This is a genomic window from Rahnella variigena, from assembly GCF_003610915.1.
Classification (GTDB): Bacteria; Pseudomonadota; Gammaproteobacteria; order Enterobacterales; family Enterobacteriaceae; genus Rahnella; species Rahnella variigena.
Genome location: NZ_NSDJ01000001.1, coordinates 809,426 through 831,521 on the forward strand (window position 1 = coordinate 809,426; position 22,096 = coordinate 831,521).

The following is a 22,096-nucleotide window of genomic DNA, read 5'->3' on the forward strand; positions in this document are numbered from 1 at the left end:
TGGCGTTGTGCCACAATCCTGGTCAATTAAGGAGTCAGGATGACGAAACGACAAGAGCCCTGGCCGGGCGTGATGCCGCCGCGGGAGAAATTATTGCAACTTGGTGCAAAAGAGCTGACGGATCAGGAGCTGCTGGCGATTTATCTGCGCACCGGATGCCGGGGATTGCATGTGATGGAACTGGCAAAGAACCTGCTGGAGGAATTCGGTTCATTGCATCAGTTACTGATGGCCGATTTTGACGCGATGGCCCGCACGAAAGGGATGGGCGTCGCCAAGTTTTCCCAGCTGGTCGCGGTCTCCGAATTATCACGTCGCGCCTATTTGCGTCATTTGAGTGCTGAAAATGCGATGCTCAGCCCGGAGGTTATCAGAGAATATTTGCAGAATTTGCTCGTTTTCCGGGAAAGAGAGGTGTTTCTGGTACTTTTTCTCGACAACCAGCATCGCGTTATTCGCCATGAGGAGATGTTTGCTGGTACTATTGGGCACGTAGAAGTGTATCCCCGCGAAATTGTTCGTGGTGCGATGAAGGTTAATGCGGCAGCCCTAATTCTGGCGCATAATCACCCATCCGGTCGGGCTGAGCCCAGCCTGATGGACAGAAAAGTGACTGAACAGATTATTCGAGCGTGCCAGCTGCTTGAGATTCGTGTCCTCGACCATTTGGTTGTAGGTCACGGAGAAACGGTATCTTTTGCCGAGCGTGGTTGGATTTAGCCTTGTTTTTTGAAGATCCTTTGGGATCTTTAGCTGTTCGGGACTTGAGCACTTACGCTACAGAGCGTATACTACGCCACCTTTGAGAATCTTGGGTTTGGCGATAAGAGCCTATCTCAGCAGGTTTCTAACCTGATGAATTGGTTTTTACCCGACGACAGTGAGTCGGTTCTCAGTGGAGTTTGCTGAGATGGGCTCTAAAAGCCTGACGAGGCGGCCATACCCTATACGAAGCTCGAGCTGATTTGATTTTTGGAGAATAGACATGTCCCGAGTCTGCCAAGTTACTGGCAAGCGCCCGGTGAGCGGTAACAACCGTTCCCACGCAATGAACGCGACCAAACGCCGTTTTCTGCCGAACCTGCACTCCCACCGTTTTTGGGTTGAGGCTGAGAAGCGCTTTGTAACTCTGCGTGTATCTGCTAAAGGTATGCGTGTTATTGATAAGAAGGGTATTGAGACGGTCTTGGCCGATCTGCGTGCCCGCGGTGAGAAGTATTAAGGAACTGCATCATGGCTAAAGGTGTTCGCGAGAAGATCAAGCTGGTTTCTTCTGCTGGTACTGGTCACTTCTATACCACCACGAAGAACAAGCGTACTAAGCCGGAAAAATTGGAACTGAAGAAATTCGATCCAGTTGTCCGTCAACACGTGATCTACAAAGAAGCTAAAATTAAATAATTTTAGTGGATTGCTAAAAACCCGGCTCCGGCCGGGTTTTTTATTGCCTGAATTTTGGGATTTCCATTCACAGCGACTTTTATTTGCCTGATGTCGGTGTCTGCGACACACTCTGAACACGATTCTGCTAAGGGAGAAATTAATGCCGGAATTACCTGAGGTTGAAACCAGCCGCAGAGGGATTGAACCCTATCTGAAAGGTCACACGATACTCCATGCTGTCGTACGCAATCCGCGTTTGCGCTGGCCTGTCTCGGCGGAGATCTTAGCGTTGAGCGATCAGCCTGTTCTGAGTGTTCAGCGTCGCGCTAAATATCTGCTGGTCGAGCTGAAAACCGGATGGATCATCATTCATCTGGGCATGTCTGGCAGTTTGCGCGTGTTGCCGGAAGAGACTGAGCCGGGCAAACATGACCACGTTGATCTGGTGATGGATACCGGCCACGTGTTGCGTTATACCGATCCGCGGCGTTTTGGCGCCTGGTTATGGTCTTCTGATCTGGCGGCCAGCAATGTCCTGGCGCATCTCGGTCCTGAACCGCTGAGCGAAAATTTCACGGCAGATTATCTGTTTGAGAAATGCCGTACGAAAAAATCACCGATCAAACCCTGGCTGATGGACAACAAACTGGTGGTCGGCGTGGGGAATATCTACGCCAGCGAATCCTTGTTTGTTGCCGGTATTTCACCTGACAGACCCGCGCACTCGCTCAAACGTGATGAAGCGGAGTTGCTGGTCAGAACCATCAAAGCAGTACTGTTGCGTTCGATTGAACAGGGCGGGACGACGCTGAAGGACTTTTTACAGTCAGATGGAAAGCCGGGATATTTTGCGCAGGAATTACAGGTGTACGGAAGAGCTGGCGAGCTTTGCCGGGCATGTGGTACGCCGATTGAGAGTAAGAAACACGCTCAGCGCACCACGTTTTTCTGCCCGAACTGCCAGCGCTGATAAGCGATTCAGGCGCTGATTTTTTCCATCAGGGCCTGAGTAATAACCTGTGGCAGGAAAGGCGCGATGTCGCCACCGTGTCGTGCCACTTCTTTGACCAGTGAAGAGGAAATAAACGACCACTCTTTCGATGGCATCATGAACACGCTTTCCAGCGTCGGCAGTAAATGCCGGTTCATGTTCGCAAGCTGCATTTCATATTCAAAATCAGACACCGCGCGTAAACCACGAACCAGCACGTTAGCGCCCTGAGCTTTGGCAAAATTCGCCATCAGATCGCTGAATCCAATCACTTCAACATTATCCAGATGCGACGTCACTTGTGTCGCCAGCGCCACGCGCTCATCCAGCGAGAACATCGGTTTTTTGCCTGGGCTGGCCGCAATCGCAAGAATAACATGGTCAAACATCAGTGCCGCACGGGTGACGATATCAAGATGCCCGTTGGTCATCGGGTCGAACGTGCCGGGATAAATTGCCTTAGTGCTCATGACGGCTCACTTTTGCAGTTGATGGCTGAGTGCCCACAGGGCGGCATACTTATTGAAGGTATATTGTGCATTGACGCCTGCCAGTATCAACCCCTGCTTACCATCCAGAAAGCCAGCGCGAAGGATCCAGGTTTTCATGAATGCCCCCAGCGTATGCGAAATAACCGAGAAGAAACTGCACTTACGCCCTTGCTGATGACGTTGTTCTGCCCACGCCTGCGCATAACTGAGCTGTTTACGCTGGAAAGCGAAAAGGTCACGACAGGTGAGATGCTGGAGATCGCCTTGCAATGGCACGACCGCAGCACTCCCGGTGTTCAGTGATTCATGAACCAGATCGTCGTTATAACTGAATGTGGAAGGATACAACCGGTTCACGCGATCCGGATACCATCCGCTGTGGCGCATGAATCTTCCGAGAAAAAGATTACTGCGCCCGAGGCTATAAACGGTGTTTTCCTGCGGAGTTTTCAGGACATTTTCAATCGACTGGCGCAATTCCGGCGTTACACGCTCGTCGGCATCGATCATCAAAATATAGTCACCGCTGGCATAGCTTTGCGCCAGCTGACGTTGTTTGCCGAACCCCGGCCAGTCGGTATTTTGAAATACTTTTGCGCCAAAACTGCGGGCGACATCCTGAGTTGCATCTTTGCTGCCGGAGTCGAGCAGAATAATTTCATCCGCCCATGCAACTGATTCAAGGCATTCCGGCAACAAACCGGCTTCATCACGCGCAATCAGTACAACAGATAAACGTTTTTTATCAGCCATTAATGACTCCGGACAGGCAGATAAGGCTCCAGTAAATGCAGCAGGCGTTGTAATGCCCCCTGATTTTGATGCAGAACTTCAACGGCGTGACGCCCGTAATACAAACGATAGTCTTCGTCAGTCAGCAGGGTCGAAATTTCTTTCACCAGCGATGCCGTATCCATCACCGTAATCAGACCGTCGTCCTGAGCTAACTTGGCGCAAATGTCTTTGAAATTAACGGTGTGCGGCCCCATCAGTACCGGGATGGCGTGTGCGGCGGCTTCAAGCGGGTTATGACCACCGCGATCGACCAGACTGCCGCCGACAAATGCCAGGTCAGCAATGCCGTACAGCAGCATTAATTCGCCCATGGTATCGCCGATCACCACCTGAGTGGTCGAGGATGGCACTTCACCGGAGCTGCGCTGAATGAAGGAGAGTCCTGCTTTACGCGTCAGTTCACAGGCCACCGGGAAACGTTCCGGATGGCGGGGAACCAGAATCAGCAGCAAGTTAGGATGCGCTTTCAGCAGTTCTTTGTGTGCTTCCAGCAGCAGAGTTTCTTCACCCTCATGCGTGCTGGTAGCTATCCAGACCTGACGGCGTGATGCCCATTGACTGCGCAGCGCAATGGCTTTTGCCGCCAGTTCAGGTGTCACGGAGATATCGAATTTCAGGCTACCGGTGACAGCGAGCTGATTTCGTTTCAGGCCTAAGGAGAGGAAACGTTCACCGTCTTCCTGGTTTTGCGCGGCAATCAGCGTGATACGTTGCAAAATGGTACGAATGAATTTGCCCAGCTTCTGATATCCCTTTGCCGAACGGGCTGAAAGGCGCGCATTGGCGATGACCAGCGGGATCTGGCGACGGTGCAGGGCACTGATCAGATTCGGCCACAACTCGGTTTCCATGATGATCACCAGCTTAGGGTTTACTTCATCAAGAAAACGATTTACCGATCCTGCCAGATCATAAGGCAGATAGACGTGATGCACACCTTTGCCAAAGGCCGACTGAACACGCTCCGAGCCGGTCGGGGTCATTGTCGTGACGGTAATTGGCAAGGAAGGATAGCGATGACGTAAAGCGCGGACTAAAGGAATGGCTGCCAGTGTTTCGCCCACGGAAACGGAATGCAGCATAATGCCACCGGACACAACCTTCCCTTTGCAGAAGCCATAACGTTCAGCCCAGCGTTTACGGTATGCAGGAGACTTCCGGCTGCGCAACAGTAAACGGATCCAAATCAATGGCTGAATTAAATATATGATTATATTATAAAAAATATTCATCTTTTATCAGGCGTTGCATAAGGGAAAGTCAATTTCATATAGCGAAAATAGTCCCGGCGGATAGATGGGCACATGTTACCAGATAAGTGTGATCGACTCATCATGTCAGCGCGAATGGCATCAGGCCAGCAACGAGTAATAAAGTGCAACTAATTGTTGTGAAAGGTTTTTTGGGCTATAGGGGAGAATACGCTCTCTGGCCGCATTTCCCATCTCAGCATTTTCCCTTCGGGAAGGAATTTTCTTCACGAATTCAGTGAGTTTTGCCACATCCAGCGCATCACAAACAAACCCTTCATGTCCTTCCCTGATGAATTCAGCACCGCCACATGTCTGGCTGGTGATCACCGGAAGGCCGCAGGCCATCGCTTCAAGAATGACGTTAGGAAACGGGTCATACAACGTCGGTAAAATCATTCCATCAGCTGCGTGATAGAACGGGATAACATTGTTTTGTACGCCGGCGAAACGGACTCTTTCCAGACATCCTGCCTGCTTCGCCAGAGATTCATACTTCTTCTGGTCTTTATCCTGTCCGACAACGATGAGATAGCGGTCACTGGCGGCAATGGCTTCTATCGCGGGTTTAAGCCCCTTACGCTCGAAGCCTGAACCCACATAAATCAGGGCAACAGCGCCGGCAGGGATAGAAAGTGTTTCGCGCGAGGCATTGCGTTGCTCGTCAGTTGCAGGAATAAACTTTTGCGAGTCGATAGCATTATAAATAACCTCGAACCGGCTCTCATCGACCCCGTAACAACGCATGATGTCGCGTTTTACCATCTCAGAATTACAGATGATTTTTTTCAATTCCGGCGAATGGAACATCGCTTCTTCGGCTTGCAGAACATAGCGGTGGTAGGGACTGATTTGCGTAAGGAAACGCTGAAAAGGGGAAATGACGCGTGCCCTTTGTTCCAGCCAGACGCGATGTGCGCCGTCTCCTGCACGGAAAATATCGCAACCCGGGATGCGCTCATGACTTTGGACTATATCGAAATGTTCCTGCTTCCAGCATTGCTGCGCGGCTGCGGCAAAGCCTTTTTCCCTTGAAACGCGACCGTATTTTGCCGGGTTACAAATATGAATTTTCCATTTCGGATTAGGCTTGCCTTCCCACTGACGGGTGATGATGTTCAGGTCGATATTCTGATCGTTCAGGGCTTCCAGCGCTCGGGATATAAAACGCTCTGCACCGCCATCCGGGCGATACTTTTGTCTGACGATCGCTAAACGAATATTTTTTGTCTGATCAGCAGAATCACTCATGCAGATAACTCCTGGCGGCATCAATAACATCGCTGACCGGAATAGCATGCAAATAACGCTGTTGGGTTTTTGTGTCGATAGAATCCGGCGCGGGCAGCGGAGCGTAATCTCCGGCCCAGAGAGTTGTATTGTTATTGCCCCAGGGGCGCCAGTGCTGCATTTTTGTCGGGCCGAACAAAGCCACGCAGGGAGTATTCAGGGCCGCTGCCATGTGCATCGGCGCGGAATCAACACCGATAAAAAGTTTTGCACCGTCAATCATGGCGGCCAGTTGCGTCAGCGACAACTGCCCGGCAACAGAAATAACCTGAGGATTGTGAGTGAGATCCTGGATTTTACGCACCATGTCCCGTTCTTTTTTATCAGGACCCGCGGTCATGACAATCGTCAGCCCTGTATCTGCGAGGCCATCAATGACGCTGGCAAATTTATCATCATCCCAGCATTTGAACGTCCAGCGTGAGGTCGGCTGAATCACGATGTATCCGCCGGTGACATGATGTTTGAGAAGCAACTGCTGGCAAAAAGCCTTGTCACTTTCTGAATAATGCATCGAGGTTTGGGCATTCTCCACCGGGATCCCAAGCGGAGATAAAATCGACATATTTTGTTCAACGGTATGCAAAATACTGTGATTTTCAGTCGTCACTAACTCTGTATGGCCAGCCCGCCAGACCGGAGAACGGCGTTTTTTATAGTCAAAACCCAGCCGGACTTTTGCTCCGGAAAACAACGAAAGTAGCGCACTGCGCCACTGATCAGCCAGGTTGATCACCAGATCATAATGGCGTGCGCGAACGGCTTTCAGCAGCTGATATTCTTGCTGTAACTGATAGCGGATGCCTTGCTTTTTCCAAGTTCTGTCAATGACATGAATATGGGAAAGCGACGGATGTTCGCTCAGAATAGGGCGGGTTTCTTTATAGAGAAGCACATCAATTTCAGCATCAGGATAATGCTGGCGCAGTCTGTTTATCACTGGTGTTGTGAGCACCATATCTCCGTGATGACGGAGTTTCACCAGCAAAATTCGTCTGGGGATAAAGGCTGCGTACTTGGCTTCTGAGTTAGGCATTCTATTATCTGATATTAGAATATAGTGAATAGATTTTAGGTGAAGAATCCTATGCTGTGAAGTTATTTATCTGCCTGATATAGAAAGGTAAATAACTTCGTTTAGGAAATAGTTATAAAGGAATTATGTGGGTAAGGAAATCATCTCTTTCTTAAAGGCCTCAGGCGAGTTTTTTGCGTAAGTTATGCAGGCGCTTTAGCCACAATAATAGTTGCCACCATTGCTTCGGGCCGCGGGCATTACGGAGCATTATCTTACGTGTGCCGGAGGTATAAATATCTTCAATCATGGCTTTTTGAGCCGCAGGATCAGGCTCACGACGAACTGAGTGGCATACCGTCAGCGCTTCACGTGTGACCTGCCGTGGAAACTCAGCATAAATTTTTATCCGGTCTTTATATTGCTCATTCAGCTCATCAAGCATTTTGGCAATTTTCAGATAATGTCTTTGATATTCAACGTTCTTCATCCCAGTGCGTTTTTGATTACTGATTGACTGACCGTGAATGTAGTAGCGGTATAGGATCGTTTGGGTGTATCTCACGCGGCGGGCATTGAACATGAATTCGGTCGTCCAGGGAATATCCTGATGGTGTAAACCAGGTTCAAAATACAGTCCCTGTTTTCTAATCAATTCGAGACGATAGACGCCAAGCCAGACAACATGCAAATACCGGTTAGTCGCCAGCGCCGTTTTCAACCACAACGGCCCATCCAGTACACCCGTTGAGGTTAAACGGTCCTCAGGAATGAGCGTTTTTACTTTTTCTGAGCCGACAAAATAGCGTTCACCATTGCACTGAGCGGCATCCAGATCATCCTGCTCACACATCTCTATCAACGTTTTGTACATATCCGGAGAGATGATGTCATCGGCATCCGGAAAGGTTACATACTTGCCCCGGGCAATATCCAGACCGGCATTACGCGCCCGAGAAACCCCGCCGTTTTCCTGGGTAATAACCTGAATATGGGGATATTTTGCGGCGTACTCTTGTGCTGTCTGCTCTGACCCGTCCGTAGAGCCGTCGTTAACAATGATAATCTCGAGGCTATCCAGCGTTTGCGCGACGAGTGAATCCATAAAATTTCGGAACATCGCCCCTGCGTTGTACATAGGGATGATCGCGCTGAGCTTAATGGTTTCGGATGGTGTTGTTAGGGTCATGACACATAATTTCCACGAATAAGGAGTGCTGGCAACCGCGCCGGGCGCAGTGCCCGGCACGTAAAATCATTATTTTTCAGAGACTGAAGGGGTCTTCATCCGCAACATCAGCAGATACCCCACTATCAGAACGACAAAATACGGCGTCTCGCGATTATAGAACTGAGAATCGCCCTGACTGAAATAAATGACCGGTACTGAAAGCAGCAGGAATTCGTAGCCTTTAGGGACGAGTTTAAAGGGATATAACAATAATACGGCGAAGAACAACACCATAATAATCCCGCCAAAAATGCCCTGTAATGACAAGGTGTCAATGATGTCATTGTGCAAATGGAATGGCAGATTACGTAAGGCTTCCGGATTTCCCCCTTCATGTTGATTAATGAAGGCTGTCGCAAGCGCATTCCGGCTGTCTGCTGACTGTCCGAACGGATGATGTTCAAAAGCATCGATACCCGCGCGCCACATTGAGAAACGGGCGCCTACGGAAGTATTACGGTCTCCGGCATCGTAAGAGGCGACTTCATTCTGCAGATTATCGATCCGGGTGACGATTTTGTTGTAATACGGATGGCCGGATAAAAGAGCAGAAATGATTAGCCCTGCAATGGCGAAGCCATAAATCATTTTTGATGTATGTGAACTCTTCGCGAAATCATAGAGCACACTACAGACGCTAATAAAGGTAAACAGGATTGCCGCTGATCGGGTTTCTGTTGCTGCCAGAACGCCAAATGTCATGGTCATGATCACCAGACAAAAAAGCCTGTAATGTTTTAGTCCATGAAATTTCAGGCTGTACATCACCAGTAACGAGAAAATAGTAAACGTATAAGCACCGGAAGTCGGTGCATCAGAGTTAATTCGGATACGCTCGCCCGTTTTCAGGTAAACCGCGATATGCATGACGGAGATAATCATAAATAACAATGTCATGATCGCAATTCCCGTGCGGACAGTCACTGTCGATATCTTCCATCTGTGCAAATTATGCTCTATAGCATAAAGAATAAAGGCCGCCAGGATAAGTCGCTTGCCGCTTATCTGATAATGGTGAGCAATCAGCGGATACTGTTCATTGGTCGTCAATGCGACCCACAATACTTTGCTAACACCGAGCAGTAATACAATCCATGAAAAAACGTAAAAATGGACTTTTTTATCTTTTTTAAACGTGATGTATACGAAATAGATAACTGCGATATATGTCGTGATATAGAAAAAGTTTCGGGTGACTTCTCCGGACAGCATAAAAAAAGAAATCGAGATGGTGGTGAATAAGAAAAACAGTGCAGCAAGCTTATCGTCAAATGACGATTTTTTGATTGCTGATAACCAAGGGTTAATCATGTGTTCTTTTCCTGAATACTTTTGTGTTCATATACTTAGCCATCCATTTCACGCTACTTAAGTAGTCTCCTTTAAACCACAGGACACGAGCATAGCGTTTCATTTCTTTATAACTTACTGGCATGTCGAGCGAAATGCCTCTCCATGGGGAGCGCTCATAATAGGAGTAATAGAGATCAGCCACTTTGCTTCCACCCCACGAATGCCAGGGTTTACATTTTCCGGTGTAATGAATCAGGATCACACCGGCAGGAAGGGCTTTCTCATGGCCTACGCGTTTGTAAATGATATCGACGATATAATTATATTCTTTAGGCAGTAGCAGGATTTCGTTTTCCAGCACGACATTCAGGGCTTCCTGATCAGGGAATTTAAATTTATCCCCGTTTTCGCGAAGCTCATTAATCACCCGGTTGGTGGTGTCTCTGGCAACCCATTTTTCGATATTGATATAAAGAAATCCGGAGTTGAAATAATTACCAGAAGTCAGCTTTAGCACCGGGCAAAGTTTAGCTCGCGCCCTTTTTTCATCATTTACTGCACATAACGTGTGTTGACTGATATCCAGTTTGATCAGGTCATTGTACTGACCGACACATAGCGTATCAGCATCCAGATAAATCACTTTATCTGTGATATCAGCGAGGATGAGCGGGATAAATAACCGGTAATAGATGGCGTGTGTGTAGCGGCCAACCATCGGCAATCCCTGAAAAGCCTCATCTTTGAAGGTATAGGTGGTGACGGCAAGGGGAAACATCTTCGCTAACTCAATAATTCGGCTGATGCTCTCATTGCTGAGCGTTGTACCGAATAAATGAACATGAAAGCGCAGATCAGGGTTGTTTTCCAGAACTGAGAACACAGCAATGCCCATTCCGCGAGCATAACTGTCATTGATACCGAAAGAGAGATGCACCACATCTTTTTCAGTTCCCAGAGAGTTAACAATCTCTTCCCTATTCTTAATTGATGGATGCAAGGTATTAGCCATAAGGGCGCTCCTGACCTCTGCTGTCAGTAATGAACTCGTGAATCGCTTTTAATTTATGTTCGTTCAGCGCAAACAATTGTTCCGGCGTCAGGCTAAAACGGGTTCTGGTTTCAAAAACAAACGAAGCAGGTTCAAAGTTTTCAGGTTCAATAAACAGCACCTTACCTAACGGACGCTGTTCTTCCTTACAACATGGGCCGGTAAAGCAGATGATAGGCGTTTTTTGTGAATCTGCTATATAGGCATTTCCTGAATCTGAGGCGATATAAGCATCAAGTTGACCTAGCGCAAAAGGCACATCTTCTAACGGCATCTGACCGATTAGGCTCACGACGCGTGATTTTTCCTCTTCACTTAATATTTCAAGTAAAGCATCCAGATAAGGCTGTTCATTAGCCGGACCGAACACGATGAACTGACAGTCAAGATTCGACAGATTTTGTATGATCTGCTGCCAGACTTCCCGTGGGATGGTTTTTGCACGATTCCCCGCAGAAATACTGATCCCAATTTTGATTTCACCGGTTTTATCCAGCACAGGATAGTGAGTTTTCGGGATCCATAACGGCAGCGTGGCATGCGAGTGGTAACTGTCAGCCGTCAGCGCGGGATCAGCCAGTTTCAGGTAGTTTTCTAAAGCGAGGTCATACTTACCGTGCTGACAAACCACGTTAGCTGTGGCAAAGAAAATCCGGTGATACCACTTACGCACGTAGGTTTCTAAAAAGGCTTTGTGCTTCGCATTACAAAATGCAGCGTAGAAAGCATTAATGCTGTTAGGTTGCAGCAGATAGACATTGTCATAGCGGTTGAGGAGCCTGAACGCCAGACGGATTTTACTGAAGAGAGACTTCTTGTGTTCTTCAATCAGGAAGATCGACTCAATCGTTGTATCGCGCCCGGCCAGTGGCAGCACCGTTTTACTGATTAACACGTCCGATTTTTTCAGATGTTTGAGTAACGGCGTGATGTTAACAAAATCGCCAATTTTGGCGGTCTGGATGACGAGATTGCGTCCTTTGCCCTGATGAAAAGGTTTCATCAGCATTTTGAATGGCCACAGCAAAATGAAAATAATTACATAGCTCATGGTCAGTTCATTTCCTTACTGGCAGAAATAACATCGTTGAGTTGCTCAAAAACGCGTTCCGCCGGCAGAGCCTCCAGCGAGTTGTTTTCTGCTTTCAGGACACACTGATTCTTCCCGTATCCGCCAATCAAACCCGGATCGGTCGGACCGTAGAGGGTGATATTCGGGCGATCCAGCGCCGCAGTCAGATGGCTGAGTCCGGTATCCACTGAAATCACGGCTTGCGCACCGGCTAACACCTCAGCCACTTTCTCGAGACTCAATTTAGGCAAGACTTCAACGTAAGGAAACCCTTCAGCCAGGCGCAACGCACGCTGATATTCATGCTCAGCGCCCCACGGCAGTTTGATGCGAAGATTGGCAGTACTCAACATCCCGATCAGTTCACGCCACTTTTCTTCCGGCCAGTGTTTTTCTGCACGGGTGGTCGCATGGAGAAAGACCAGATACTGACCGGCATCGTCAGGCAAATGTGAAAGGAAGCGCGCCGCAATGGCGTAGTCGCCCTGGGTCGCAGGTTTTACATAGCCGAGACTTTTAGCAAACAGTTCTCTGGTGCGCTCCACTGCATGCTGTTTTTTATCAATTTCGTGGCGCTGATTGTAGAACCAGCTGGCGAAAGGTTCACGGGCACTTTTGCAGTCTTGCCCGTGTTTTTCACCTTTGGCAACACGGGTGATTAGCGCTGCACTTTTGATTAATCCCTGAGCGTCAATGATGGCGTCATAGAGGGTGGATTGCACTTCGCGTTTGAAATCACAGCGTTGCTGCCGGGTTTCAGAGCCAAACCAGTTTTTGCGCCAGCGGCGAATCGCCACCGGAATAACGCGATCGACGGCCGGATGCCAGCCGGGGATCTGAGTGAAACCTTCTTCCACAACCCAGTCAAAGCGGATCCCGGGAATAGCCTGCATGGCATCCGTTAATGCAGGAAGCGTATGCAGAACGTCGCCCATGGACGAGGTTTTGACAATGAGAACCCGCATTAAATCTCCTTCCTTGCGCTCAGTAACTGGTTTAATTCCTGATAAACCTGCTCAGGTTGAATATCAATCAGACTCTGGTGATAGCCTTCTTCGGCATCGCCTTTGCGGACTTTATGGTAGCCGGTGATCAGGCGGATAACTTTCGCCTGATGGCTGAGTGGCGGGGTGAAGTCCGGGCTGCTCGGCCCGTAGAGTGCCACCAGCGGTTTATCCAGTGCAGCAGCGACATGCATCAGACCAGAATCATTGCTGACCACAGCCTGGCAGGCCGCGATCATCACCACAGCCTGATCCAGAGAAGTTTTACCCGCAAGATTCAGGCAGAAAGCTTGAGCACTTTCATTCAGTGCCAGACGGATTTGCTCTCCGGCGGCATTGTCTTTTGCCGAACCAAACAGCACGACCTGATAGCCTTCGCTGATCAGTTTTTCAGCCAGTACGGCGTAGTGATAATGCGGCCAGCGTTTGGCCGGGCCGAATTCAGCACCCGGACAAAAGCCAATCAACGGACGTGAATTATCGACAGCAAAGGCGATTTTGACGGCCGCGATTTCGGCTCCAGTGACCTGCAGTTTTGGCCACAGAATGGGTTGTGGAAGGTCGGCCGCAGTTTTGATTTTTCCGGCTTCGTAGCCGAGCGCCGCGTAGCGCTGAACCATCAGCGGAAATGCGGCTTTATCGAGGACCCGTAAATCATTGAGCAAGCCATAGCGCATTTCGCCACGCCAGCCAGTGCGCTGAGGAATGCGCGCAAAGAACGGAACCAGCGCTGATTTAAAAGAGTTAGGCAAGACATAAGCGCGGTCATAATGCGTATCGCGCAATGAAACGCCCAGACGACGACGCTCGCCAAGTTCCAGTGCGCCATGACCCAATGGCATCGCCAGCGCCTGATTCACTTCCGGCATCCGGTCGAGCAAGGGACGGCACCATGCAGGTGCCATCACGTCAATTTGTGCTTGCGGGTGCGCAGCTTTCAGGGTGCGGTAGAGACTTTGAGACATCATCATGTCACCGACCCATGACGGCCCAATTACCAGTATTTTCATACCGTTAATCCATTCCTCAATGTGCAGGGCTTAAACTGTGCGGTTAAGCCAGCTCATGTATTCCGTCACGCCTTCAGCAACCGTTTTGAAGGGTTTGTCATAACCGGCATTACGCAGCGCGGTCATATCGGCCTGAGTGAAGGACTGATAACGGCCTTTCAATTTTTCCGGGAAAGGAATGTATTCGATATCGCCAGATTTGTGGTACGCCACGACCGCGTCTGCCACCGCCTGGAAGGATTCTGAACGACCGGTACCGCAGTTGAAAATACCGGAAACGCCGTTCTGCCAGAACCACAGGTTCACCGCAGCCACATCGCCCACGTAGATGAAATCGCGTTTGAAGCCTTCGCTGCCGGAGAACAATTTCGGGTTCTCGCCGGCGTTGATCTGGTTGTTCAGGTGGAACGCGACGCTGGCCATGCTGCCTTTATGGCCTTCGCGTGGTCCGTAAACGTTGAAGTAACGAAAACCACAAATCTGAGATTCTGCGTGTGGCAGAATTTCGCGAACATACTGGTCAAAAAGGAATTTAGAATAGCCATAGACGTTCAGTGGCTGCTCATATTTACGATCTTCAACAAAGCTGGTGCTCTGGCTGCCGTAAGTCGCCGCGGAAGAGGCGTAAAGGAAAGGAATACTGCGATCCAGACAATAATGCAGGATATCTTTAGAGTACTGATAGTTGTTGTCCATCATGTACTTTCCGTCCCACTCGGTGGTGGACGAACAGGCGCCTTCGTGGAAAATGGCGTCAATATCACCTAAATCATCGCCTGCAACGATACTGGCGATGAAATCTTCTTTATCACAATAATCCGCAATATCCAGATCAACCAGATTGACGAATTTGGTGCCGTCTTTCAGGTTATCGACCACCAGAATATCGCGGTATCCCATATCATTGAGCGATTTAATAATATTGCTGCCGATAAAACCAGCGCCGCCAGTGACGATTATCATGGGATCCACCTTTAATCATTTTAAGAACCGCGCACCATGCGCCGCCTGTAATTGGGTAATATCATAACACTTCATTATGAAGCTCACATTGGGAAGGTGTCCGATAACACGCATTCTTGTGTTTCAGACCGTAAGGCGTGAACTATGCTGCAAAACAAAGATATTGTGAGCGGTTCCATCGTTATTTCGTATTCAGATTAGTAATGTATTCCGTGAATGAGTCATTTCAGGAGAATACTGTATGTCTGTTTCGTTTTATCGGCAGTTGGAAGACCAGCTCGATCAGGCGCGGGTTGAAGGACTGTTTAAAGAAGAACGTATACTCACCACGCCTCAGCAGGCTGAAGTCTCTGTCGCGGGTGGCAAGCCGGTCATCAATTTCTGCGCGAACAACTATCTCGGATTAGCTAACCATCCGGAGCTCATCAGGGCCGCTAAAGAAGGGCTCGACAGCCACGGTTTTGGCATGGCGTCGGTGCGTTTTATCTGCGGTACACAAGATGCCCATAAAGAACTCGAACACCGCCTGGCCGATTTTCTCGGTATGGACGACGCGATCCTTTATTCCTCCTGTTTTGATGCCAACGGCGGATTATTCGAAACGCTGCTGGGCGAAGAAGACGCCATCATTTCGGATGCGCTGAATCACGCATCAATCATCGACGGCGTCCGGTTGTGCAAAGCGAAACGCTACCGCTATGCCAACAATAATATGGACGAACTTGAAGCCCGTTTGCAGCAGGCGAAAGACGACGGTGCCCGGCATATTCTGGTCGCTACCGACGGTGTATTTTCCATGGATGGTGTGATTGCTAACCTGAAAGGTGTCTGCGATCTGGCAGAACGATTTGACGCGCTGGTGATGGTCGATGATTCCCATGCTGTCGGTTTTGTCGGTGCCGAAGGGCGCGGTACTCATGAATATTGTGACGTGATGGGGCGGGTAGACATCATCACCGGAACGCTCGGTAAAGCGCTGGGCGGAGCTTCCGGTGGTTATACCGCAGCCCGTCAGGAAGTCATCGACTGGTTACGTCAGCGTTCACGTCCTTATCTTTTCTCCAATTCACTGGCACCGTCGATTGTCTCTGCCTCGCTGAAAGTGCTCTCCATGCTGGAAGAAGGCAGCGAACTGCGTGAGCGCCTGCTCAGCAATTCAAAAATGTTCCGTGAAAAAATGACAGCAGCCGGTTTCACGTTGGCAGGGGCCGATCACGCCATCATTCCTGTGATGCTGGGCGAAGCCCGTTTAGCGCAAGAATTTGCCGCGCTTTTGCAACGGGAAGGTATTTATGTCACCGGTTTCTTTTATCCGGTCGTGCCGCAAGGCCAGGCGCGTATCCGTACCCAGATGTCTGCGGCGCACAGCATTGAACAAATCGAAAAGGCGGTTGAAGCCTTTACCCGTATTGGCAAAAAGCTTGGCGTGATCGCCTGAGGAGTTTCCATGAAAGCCTTAGCAAAACTCAAACGTGAGGAAGGCATCTGGATGACGGATGCGCCGGTGCCTGAAATGGGCCATAACGATTTGCTGATCAAAATCCGCAAAACAGCCATCTGTGGCACCGATGTGCATATTTATAACTGGGATGCATGGTCGCAAAAAACCATTCCGGTGCCGATGGTGGTCGGCCATGAATACGTCGGCGAAGTCGTCGGGATCGGGCAGGAAGTTAAAGGCTTCAGCATCGGCGACCGTGTTTCCGGCGAAGGTCATATCACCTGCGGGCATTGCCGCAACTGCCGCGGCGGGCGCACGCACTTATGCCGCAATGCGCAGGGCGTCGGGGTAAATCGTCCCGGTGCCTTTGCGGAATATCTTGTTTTACCGGCGTTCAATGCGTTCAAAATCCCGGACAATATTTCTGACGATCTGGCGGCCATTTTCGACCCATTGGGCAACGCAGTTCATACCGCGCTGTCTTTTGATTTAGTCGGGGAAGATGTCCTGATAAGCGGCGCGGGTCCGATTGGTATCATGGCTGCCGCTATCTGCAAACACGTTGGCGCGCGTCATGTTGTGATCACTGACATGAACGAATACCGGCTCGAACTTGCGCGCAAAATGGGTGTAACGCGGGCGGTCAATGTCAGTCAGCAAAGCCTGCCGGACGTCATGGAAGAACTGGGGATGACGGAAGGGTTTGATGTCGGGCTGGAAATGTCCGGCGCACCGGCAGCATTTCGCAGCATGCTCAGTGCGATGAATCACGGCGGGCGGATTGCCATGCTCGGCATTCCTTCTGCAGAAATGGCCATTGACTGGAATCAGGTGATTTTCAAGGGGCTGTTTATCAAGGGGATCTATGGCCGGGAAATGTTTGAAACCTGGTACAAAATGGCGGCGCTCATTCAGTCCGGGCTGGATCTCACTCCGTTAATCACTCACCATTTCCCGATTGATGAATTCCAGAAAGGGTTTGATGCGATGCGCTCCGGTCATTCCGGAAAGGTCATTCTTAACTGGTGATCTGATTTTTCGCAGAGATGAAAAAGCCCGCTCAACTGGACTGACCCCATAAAGTTGGACAGTTCATGTTAAGCGGCTTTCAGGGCCTGGGTTCGGTATTCTACCGGACTCAACCCTTTTAATTTCAGGCTTATTCTTTCGTTGTTGTAGTAATGGATATATCCCTCTATCGCCTCCCTCAGTTCCCTGAGACTCCCGAACTGGCTCAGGTAAAAACACTCCGATTTCAGCGTACCGAAGAAGTTCTCCATTACAGCATTATCCAGGCAGTTTCCTTTACGCGACATACTTTGCGTTATGCCCTCTGCCTTTAATTTTGCCTGATAGGCTGCCATTCGATACTGCCAACCCTGATCCGAGTGCAACAACGGGGCATCTTCTGGACTGAGCTTTGCGAACGCATCACGCAGCATGGTATTCACCATTTCCATCACCGGTCTTTCCGACAGGCTGTATGAGATGATTTCCCGGTTAAAAAGATCGAGAACCGGTGACAGGTACAACTTTTTACCCTGTATCGAGAACTCTGTAACATCCGTAACCCACTTTTCGTTGGCTTTTGATGCACTGAAGTCCCGACTCAGGATGTTGGAGGCTGCCTTGCCCGCTTCCCCTTTCCAGGCGCGATATTTCTTCACCCTGATAAGCGACCGGAGCGACACCTCTGCCATCAGCCGCTGTACTGTTTTATGGTTCACCAGCAGCCCCTGCTTTCTCAGTGAGAGCGTGATCCTGCGGTAACCATAACGCCCTTTATGATGGTGGTATATCTCTCTGATTTTGTCTTTCAGTCCGGCATGCCTGTCCACTCGCTTCAGCGCGTTCACATTGTGATACCACGTACTGCGGGACATCCCCGCTGCACGCAGAAGGTCACTAAGCGCATAATTACGCCTTAGTTCACTGATTATTGCGGCTTTTTGCCGTTTTTCTCGCTTTGAACTAAGGCCTTTAGCTTTTTTAGGTAGGCATTCTCTGCACGCAGGTAACGGAGCTCAGCCCGCAGCTCTTCGGGAGATAACTTTTCCAGCGCCTCATCGGTAAGTGGGGATGCTTTTTTGGGTTTTGTCATGCCTTTGCTCCGGCCGGGTTTTATGCTCAGAAGTCCATTCTCACCAGCGTCTTTGTAGACATTAACCCAGTGCCGGACGACGGTCTCGTTTGAGATATTAAACCGTGCGGCAGCTTCGCGCATTGAAAGTTCTTCACCGAGAACAGTCCGGACAACAGCAATCCGGAATGCCGGAGAATGGCGGTCATTTTTCCAGGTAATGCCATCAATACCGTGTAATTGCCAGGCTCTGACCCAGCGACGAACGGATGTTCTTTCGACACCAAAACGTTCTGCGGTCCGTTGTGTCCCGTCATTGCCGTAGAGGTAATGGCTGACCACAGCCATTCTGGTTTCGAGGGTATATTTTGGCTTCGCCATAAAAAACTGCACCTTACTCAGTTGGGTGTCCAACTTTTGGGGTGCAGTCCACAACAGCGGGCTTTTTTCTGGCTAACGGGAGTGTTCAGGCTTCCGGTTCTGCCTTTTGTTTCTCTGCATCCGTCAGATATCGCACTTTGCGGGTGTAATCCTGCCCTTTAAACAGCAGTTCATTGTCTGGCGAGGCCAGATACTTTTGCCATTCTGTCAGCGGGAAACCGCCGTGCGCGCCAATGACCTCTTTCGGAATCACCGACGGCGTGCCGCCAATTTTCTTCGAGACCGGCCAGTTCATCCAGTCGCCGAGATTCACGCTTTTAATGTCCAGAGTGTCGAGCATCGCCGCCAGGGGCAGCTGATCGGTCGGTGGCTGATTATCTGGCAGGATATTCCAGGTATCTCTGAAAAACATAATCCACAACGGGCACAAACGTTCCCAGGTTTTACGCGTCGCCGCTAAAAATGCGCCGTTGACGTGGTCAACGATATAAGGCCGCACGCTGTCTTTGTAATACGCTGGAATAATTTCAGGGTCACAATCCCCGAGTTTGGCAATCATTTTGCCCTGACGGAAACTCGAATAAATATGATTTTCATGCAGCTGAATTTCAGGCATTTTCAGCAGATTCAGATCAGAGTCGATCATCAAAATGCCGTCAGTTTTAGCCTGCAAAGGCGCCAGCAGTTTGATCAGACGGCTGAGATAAATTTGTTTATAGCGATAATCGCCGGATTTAGTTTCGGGATTCAGTGTCACGATGCGGACTTTTTCAGGCAGAGGCCGGAACAGGCTGGCATCCTGATCGGTCACAATGACAATTTCCTGCAATTGTGTCGCGAATTTGTCGGCAAATTCCGCGCATAAACAGGCTTCTTCAATGTAGTCAGCACCCGCGGAAGGAACGACGACAGAGGTGATATTATTCTTTGGCGCGCCTGCCTTGACGGTATCGGCATAAGGCAGATTGTGGCGTGAAAGAATATGACGATATTTAGAGTTTAGAAATTTGAACATGTTCAGCCTTGTTTCTTTTTAACGCTGCTCAAAACGGTTTCCACGCCAGAGACATATTTTTCAATCGCAAATTTTTCGCGGACAGTGAGATTTGCCTGCGTAGCGATTTCACTGCGCAAATGGGCGTTGAGATACAGCGTTTTCATATGGTTGAAGAGCATCTCAATATCGCCATACTCGAAAAGCATTCCGGTTTCTGCATTTTTAATCAGTTCGGCAGTCCCCGTGACATTGGATCCAATCACCGGCGTTTTCAGTAACATGGATTCCAGAACCACCCGCGGTAAACCTTCACTTTTTGAGCCTAATATAAAGGCATCAAAAGCCGCCAGATATTCCAGAGGATTGCTTTGAAAACCGGTGAAGATGACTTTATCCATCATATTCAGTGCGGCAGCCTGCTGGATCAGGCGGCGTAAATTCGGGCCTTCACCGACAAAGACCATTTTCCATTTTGCTTCCGGGAAAGCACGGTTAAATTTATCGAGTGCCAGCAGGGTGAAGTGGTGGGCTTTACGATTAATCAGAGAACCGATACTGCCAAAGATGAAAGTATCTTCTGTTGCGCCGAGTTCTGCGCGGATCCTGATGCCATCAGGTAACGGCTGGTTAATATCAATGCCGTTGAAGACGGTAAAACACAGCTCTTTGCGCACGCCACGTTTGAGCAACTGTTCCTGAACCCCCTGAGAAACAGAAATGATGCTGTGGCAAAAACGGTTAACAATGCCCACGACGTCTTTGTTCAGAACCGGTTCGATGCGGCAATGCTGCACGATTTCTGTCGGTAAGCCTTCGGTCGAATAATAGCCTTCCACGTTAGAACTTGGCTGATTATTCATATATAAAATATCAAACTGACCGAGCTCAAGCAGGGAATGGATTTTGCGGATATTGGGGTTTATACGCCAGATTTTATCAACAGAATAAATCGCTTTCTGGCGTAAATTTCCGCTAAAGAAAAACAGCGTTCGCAGGACTTCTTTGCTGATTTTTGCCCAGGTGGGTTGTCTGACCTGAGGAATGAAAAATACCGGCACATTGAGCGAGTTCAATATCTGGCTAATGGTTTCCCCGTTATCCCGGGCGTAGTCATTGTAAAAGCAGCAACTGATTTCAAACTTTTCACGATCGATTCTTTTCAGCAACTCCAACATGCTGTTGGTGCCACCTCCCCATTCTTTGCCGCTGTCGAGCAGCAGAATTTTAGATCGATCTAGTCCCATCGGATAGCGCCCTTGCTCAGCCCGGTTAAAAAAATATGCTACCCATTATAAGAGGCAAATTCTATAAGCTCTACATATTTGATTCTGATACTAAAATCACTCATATCAATATGTTGTATGAATATTTCAAATCCATTTTTTCGAAAATGGGAACCTGCCGCCAGTCAATGTCCCTGAATCCTATTTTTTAGGAAATGTGGTCCATGCTAGATATTGGCGTTCAACAAACTGTATTGCCGGCAATGCAGACAGGCTTTCGCCCAGCACTCTAAACATGCTGTCGGCATACACTTGCGGAACCGGTTGTTTCACGCGGCAGATGCTGATGCCTTTGCGTGATGGTTTGGACGCCGTGATACCGGTCGCTTTCCCCGCCGGGGCGTTGCGCTGGGGTTCGTTGAGCAGATCGCTTGGCCGCACCAGAACGATATCGGAAGGCAAATTCGGCAGCATTTGTTGCAGCACTTTCACCGTGGTCGGATGGGGATGGCCGATGGCGATGGCATAACCGTTCTTGCGGGCGAGCTGAATAGCCCGTTCAAACTGATGGCGGATTTCCGCTTCGTTCTGCACATCATCTAAAAAGACGTTGCGCTTAATCACTTTCACCCGGGTTCCCTGAGCGGCCTGAACCGATTTGGTATTGCCGATGGTCATACTGTCGAGGAAGAATAAGTTGTGAGCATTCATGGCCTGCATGACGTTTTCCATGCCGGTCAAGCTGGAGGTCATGGCGCTGCCCATATGATTGTTGATACCAATCGCATACGGGATATTGCTGATGGCCTGATCGACAATACGCTTCACTTCTGCGGCACTCATCGAAGGTGTCAGCGTATCTTTTTCCAGCGGTTGTTTGCTGAGCGGCGCCATCGGCAGGTGGATCAATATTTCACGGCCCTGCTGATGTGCCTTGTTCATCATCATCTGCGAATCTGGCGCATTAGGGAAAATCGCAACGGATACCGCTTTTGGCATCTGAAGTACCTGGTTTTCCTCATGCTGGCGATAACCAAAGTCATCAATCAGGATGGATAATTTCGCTGCCTGAACCTGACAAACGAAAAACGCAGTACCACAAAGGGCAGCTAAAACGGACTTTTTATATCGCAAT

22 protein-coding genes are annotated in these 22,096 nt (G+C 49.4%); 6 read left to right on the forward strand and 16 right to left on the reverse strand.

Going from position 1 to position 22,096, the window contains the following annotated elements:
- Positions 1–39: 39 nt before the first annotated feature.
- The 4 genes from radC (at position 40) to mutM (ending at position 2,353) form a co-directional block, all read left to right on the forward strand.
- The gene (radC, locus tag CKQ54_RS03735) at positions 40–720 is read left to right on the forward strand and encodes a RadC family protein (protein WP_120163690.1); all 681 of its coding nucleotides are present in this window, start codon (positions 40–42) and stop codon (positions 718–720) included.
- Positions 721–985: 265 nt separating this feature from the next.
- Complete coding sequence (gene rpmB, locus CKQ54_RS03745) at positions 986–1,222, forward strand: 50S ribosomal protein L28 (RefSeq protein WP_004931195.1); 237 nt, start codon at positions 986–988, stop codon at positions 1,220–1,222.
- 11 nt (positions 1,223–1,233) lie between these two features.
- Positions 1,234–1,401: a 50S ribosomal protein L33 gene (gene rpmG / locus CKQ54_RS03750; protein ID WP_004392084.1), complete on the forward strand. Its 168-nt coding sequence runs from the start codon at positions 1,234–1,236 to the stop codon at positions 1,399–1,401.
- 142 nt (positions 1,402–1,543) lie between these two features.
- Positions 1,544–2,353 carry a bifunctional DNA-formamidopyrimidine glycosylase/DNA-(apurinic or apyrimidinic site) lyase gene (gene mutM / locus CKQ54_RS03755; RefSeq protein WP_120163691.1) on the forward strand — a complete coding sequence of 270 codons (810 nt, stop codon included), beginning with the start codon at positions 1,544–1,546 and terminating at the stop codon, positions 2,351–2,353.
- Positions 2,354–2,361: 8 nt separating this feature from the next.
- On the opposite strand, the gene coaD is transcribed toward mutM, so the two are convergent.
- The 12 genes from coaD to rfaD all read right to left on the reverse strand — a co-directional run bounded on the left by coaD (position 2,362) and on the right by rfaD (position 14,839).
- Positions 2,362–2,844 carry a pantetheine-phosphate adenylyltransferase gene (gene coaD, locus CKQ54_RS03760; RefSeq protein ID WP_120163692.1) on the reverse strand — a complete coding sequence of 161 codons (483 nt, stop codon included), beginning with the start codon at positions 2,842–2,844 and terminating at the stop codon, positions 2,362–2,364.
- A 6-nt stretch (positions 2,845–2,850) separates the two neighbouring features.
- The gene (locus CKQ54_RS03765; protein WP_120163693.1) at positions 2,851–3,618 is read right to left on the reverse strand and encodes a glycosyltransferase family 2 protein; all 768 of its coding nucleotides are present in this window, start codon (positions 3,616–3,618) and stop codon (positions 2,851–2,853) included.
- On the reverse strand, positions 3,618–4,892 hold the full coding sequence (gene waaA / locus CKQ54_RS03770; RefSeq protein WP_120163694.1) for a lipid IV(A) 3-deoxy-D-manno-octulosonic acid transferase: 1,275 nt from the start codon (positions 4,890–4,892) through the stop codon (positions 3,618–3,620). The genes CKQ54_RS03765 and waaA overlap by 1 nt, the downstream gene beginning before the upstream one ends.
- Before the next feature lie 120 nt (positions 4,893–5,012).
- Positions 5,013–6,161, reverse strand: a complete 1,149-nt coding sequence (locus tag CKQ54_RS03775; RefSeq protein ID WP_120163695.1) for a glycosyltransferase family 4 protein — start codon at positions 6,159–6,161, stop codon at positions 5,013–5,015.
- Positions 6,154–7,236: a putative lipopolysaccharide heptosyltransferase III gene (gene rfaQ, locus CKQ54_RS03780; RefSeq protein WP_120163696.1), complete on the reverse strand. Its 1,083-nt coding sequence runs from the start codon at positions 7,234–7,236 to the stop codon at positions 6,154–6,156. Before rfaQ ends, CKQ54_RS03775 begins: the two co-directional genes overlap by 8 nt.
- Before the next feature lie 160 nt (positions 7,237–7,396).
- Positions 7,397–8,404: a glycosyltransferase gene (locus CKQ54_RS03785; RefSeq protein ID WP_120163697.1), complete on the reverse strand. Its 1,008-nt coding sequence runs from the start codon at positions 8,402–8,404 to the stop codon at positions 7,397–7,399.
- Positions 8,405–8,473: 69 nt separating this feature from the next.
- Positions 8,474–9,757, reverse strand: coding sequence for an O-antigen ligase family protein (locus CKQ54_RS03790; protein ID WP_120163698.1), 1,284 nt, complete (start codon positions 9,755–9,757; stop codon positions 8,474–8,476).
- Positions 9,750–10,751, reverse strand: coding sequence for a glycosyltransferase family 8 protein (locus CKQ54_RS03795; RefSeq protein WP_120163699.1), 1,002 nt, complete (start codon positions 10,749–10,751; stop codon positions 9,750–9,752). Before CKQ54_RS03795 ends, CKQ54_RS03790 begins: the two co-directional genes overlap by 8 nt.
- On the reverse strand, positions 10,744–11,841 hold the full coding sequence (locus CKQ54_RS03800) for a glycosyltransferase family 9 protein (protein ID WP_120163700.1): 1,098 nt from the start codon (positions 11,839–11,841) through the stop codon (positions 10,744–10,746). Before CKQ54_RS03800 ends, CKQ54_RS03795 begins: the two co-directional genes overlap by 8 nt.
- A gap of 2 nt (positions 11,842–11,843) precedes the next feature.
- Positions 11,844–12,827, reverse strand: coding sequence for a lipopolysaccharide heptosyltransferase RfaC (gene rfaC / locus CKQ54_RS03805; RefSeq protein WP_120163701.1), 984 nt, complete (start codon positions 12,825–12,827; stop codon positions 11,844–11,846).
- A complete protein-coding gene (gene rfaF / locus CKQ54_RS03810; protein ID WP_120163702.1) occupies positions 12,827–13,876 on the reverse strand; it encodes an ADP-heptose--LPS heptosyltransferase RfaF in 1,050 nt (349 codons plus the stop codon). Before rfaF ends, rfaC begins: the two co-directional genes overlap by 1 nt.
- A gap of 30 nt (positions 13,877–13,906) precedes the next feature.
- Complete coding sequence (gene rfaD, locus CKQ54_RS03815; RefSeq protein WP_112289323.1) at positions 13,907–14,839, reverse strand: ADP-glyceromanno-heptose 6-epimerase; 933 nt, start codon at positions 14,837–14,839, stop codon at positions 13,907–13,909.
- A 241-nt stretch (positions 14,840–15,080) separates the two neighbouring features.
- Here rfaD and kbl point away from each other — a divergent pair, with 241 nt between their 5' ends.
- Positions 15,081–16,277, forward strand: coding sequence for a glycine C-acetyltransferase (gene kbl / locus CKQ54_RS03820; RefSeq protein ID WP_120163703.1), 1,197 nt, complete (start codon positions 15,081–15,083; stop codon positions 16,275–16,277).
- A 9-nt stretch (positions 16,278–16,286) separates the two neighbouring features.
- Positions 16,287–17,309: an L-threonine 3-dehydrogenase gene (gene tdh / locus CKQ54_RS03825; RefSeq protein ID WP_112289325.1), complete on the forward strand. Its 1,023-nt coding sequence runs from the start codon at positions 16,287–16,289 to the stop codon at positions 17,307–17,309.
- Positions 17,310–17,377: 68 nt separating this feature from the next.
- On the opposite strand, the gene CKQ54_RS03830 is transcribed toward tdh, so the two are convergent.
- From CKQ54_RS03830 to CKQ54_RS03845, 4 genes are all read right to left on the reverse strand, one after another.
- Positions 17,378–18,741, reverse strand: a protein-coding gene (locus CKQ54_RS03830; protein WP_120349673.1) for an IS3 family transposase whose coding sequence is annotated in 2 segments (ribosomal slippage) — positions 17,378–18,252 and positions 18,252–18,741 — 1,365 coding nt in all. Because the reading frame shifts where the segments join, the coding sequence is not laid out codon by codon here.
- A gap of 85 nt (positions 18,742–18,826) precedes the next feature.
- On the reverse strand, positions 18,827–19,756 hold the full coding sequence (locus CKQ54_RS03835) for a hypothetical protein (protein WP_120163801.1): 930 nt from the start codon (positions 19,754–19,756) through the stop codon (positions 18,827–18,829).
- Between the two features lie 2 nt (positions 19,757–19,758).
- Positions 19,759–20,982, reverse strand: coding sequence for a glycosyltransferase (locus tag CKQ54_RS03840; RefSeq protein WP_120163800.1), 1,224 nt, complete (start codon positions 20,980–20,982; stop codon positions 19,759–19,761).
- 180 nt (positions 20,983–21,162) lie between these two features.
- The gene (locus CKQ54_RS03845) at positions 21,163–22,095 is read right to left on the reverse strand and encodes a divergent polysaccharide deacetylase family protein (protein WP_120163799.1); all 933 of its coding nucleotides are present in this window, start codon (positions 22,093–22,095) and stop codon (positions 21,163–21,165) included.
- Position 22,096: the final 1 nt, after the last annotated feature.

What these genes read in the sequence shown, in the direction of transcription:
- radC (WP_120163690.1), top strand. Translation starts at nt 40, where the DNA reads ATGACGAAACGACAAGAGCCCTGGCCGGGCGTGATGCCGCCGCGGGAG.
- rpmB (WP_004931195.1), top strand. Translation starts at nt 986, where the DNA reads ATGTCCCGAGTCTGCCAAGTTACTGGCAAGCGCCCGGTGAGCGGTAAC.
- rpmG (WP_004392084.1), top strand. Translation starts at nt 1,234, where the DNA reads ATGGCTAAAGGTGTTCGCGAGAAGATCAAGCTGGTTTCTTCTGCTGGT.
- mutM (WP_120163691.1), top strand. Translation starts at nt 1,544, where the DNA reads ATGCCGGAATTACCTGAGGTTGAAACCAGCCGCAGAGGGATTGAACCC.
- coaD (WP_120163692.1), bottom strand. Translation starts at nt 2,844, where the DNA reads ATGAGCACTAAGGCAATTTATCCCGGCACGTTCGACCCGATGACCAAC.
- CKQ54_RS03765 (WP_120163693.1), bottom strand. Translation starts at nt 3,618, where the DNA reads ATGGCTGATAAAAAACGTTTATCTGTTGTACTGATTGCGCGTGATGAA.
- waaA (WP_120163694.1), bottom strand. Translation starts at nt 4,892, where the DNA reads ATGAATATTTTTTATAATATAATCATATATTTAATTCAGCCATTGATT.
- CKQ54_RS03775 (WP_120163695.1), bottom strand. Translation starts at nt 6,161, where the DNA reads ATGAGTGATTCTGCTGATCAGACAAAAAATATTCGTTTAGCGATCGTC.
- rfaQ (WP_120163696.1), bottom strand. Translation starts at nt 7,236, where the DNA reads ATGCCTAACTCAGAAGCCAAGTACGCAGCCTTTATCCCCAGACGAATT.
- CKQ54_RS03785 (WP_120163697.1), bottom strand. Translation starts at nt 8,404, where the DNA reads ATGACCCTAACAACACCATCCGAAACCATTAAGCTCAGCGCGATCATC.
- CKQ54_RS03790 (WP_120163698.1), bottom strand. Translation starts at nt 9,757, where the DNA reads ATGATTAACCCTTGGTTATCAGCAATCAAAAAATCGTCATTTGACGAT.
- CKQ54_RS03795 (WP_120163699.1), bottom strand. Translation starts at nt 10,751, where the DNA reads ATGGCTAATACCTTGCATCCATCAATTAAGAATAGGGAAGAGATTGTT.
- CKQ54_RS03800 (WP_120163700.1), bottom strand. Translation starts at nt 11,841, where the DNA reads ATGAGCTATGTAATTATTTTCATTTTGCTGTGGCCATTCAAAATGCTG.
- rfaC (WP_120163701.1), bottom strand. Translation starts at nt 12,827, where the DNA reads ATGCGGGTTCTCATTGTCAAAACCTCGTCCATGGGCGACGTTCTGCAT.
- rfaF (WP_120163702.1), bottom strand. Translation starts at nt 13,876, where the DNA reads ATGAAAATACTGGTAATTGGGCCGTCATGGGTCGGTGACATGATGATG.
- rfaD (WP_112289323.1), bottom strand. Translation starts at nt 14,839, where the DNA reads ATGATAATCGTCACTGGCGGCGCTGGTTTTATCGGCAGCAATATTATT.
- kbl (WP_120163703.1), top strand. Translation starts at nt 15,081, where the DNA reads ATGTCTGTTTCGTTTTATCGGCAGTTGGAAGACCAGCTCGATCAGGCG.
- tdh (WP_112289325.1), top strand. Translation starts at nt 16,287, where the DNA reads ATGAAAGCCTTAGCAAAACTCAAACGTGAGGAAGGCATCTGGATGACG.
- CKQ54_RS03835 (WP_120163801.1), bottom strand. Translation starts at nt 19,756, where the DNA reads ATGTTCAAATTTCTAAACTCTAAATATCGTCATATTCTTTCACGCCAC.
- CKQ54_RS03840 (WP_120163800.1), bottom strand. Translation starts at nt 20,982, where the DNA reads ATGGGACTAGATCGATCTAAAATTCTGCTGCTCGACAGCGGCAAAGAA.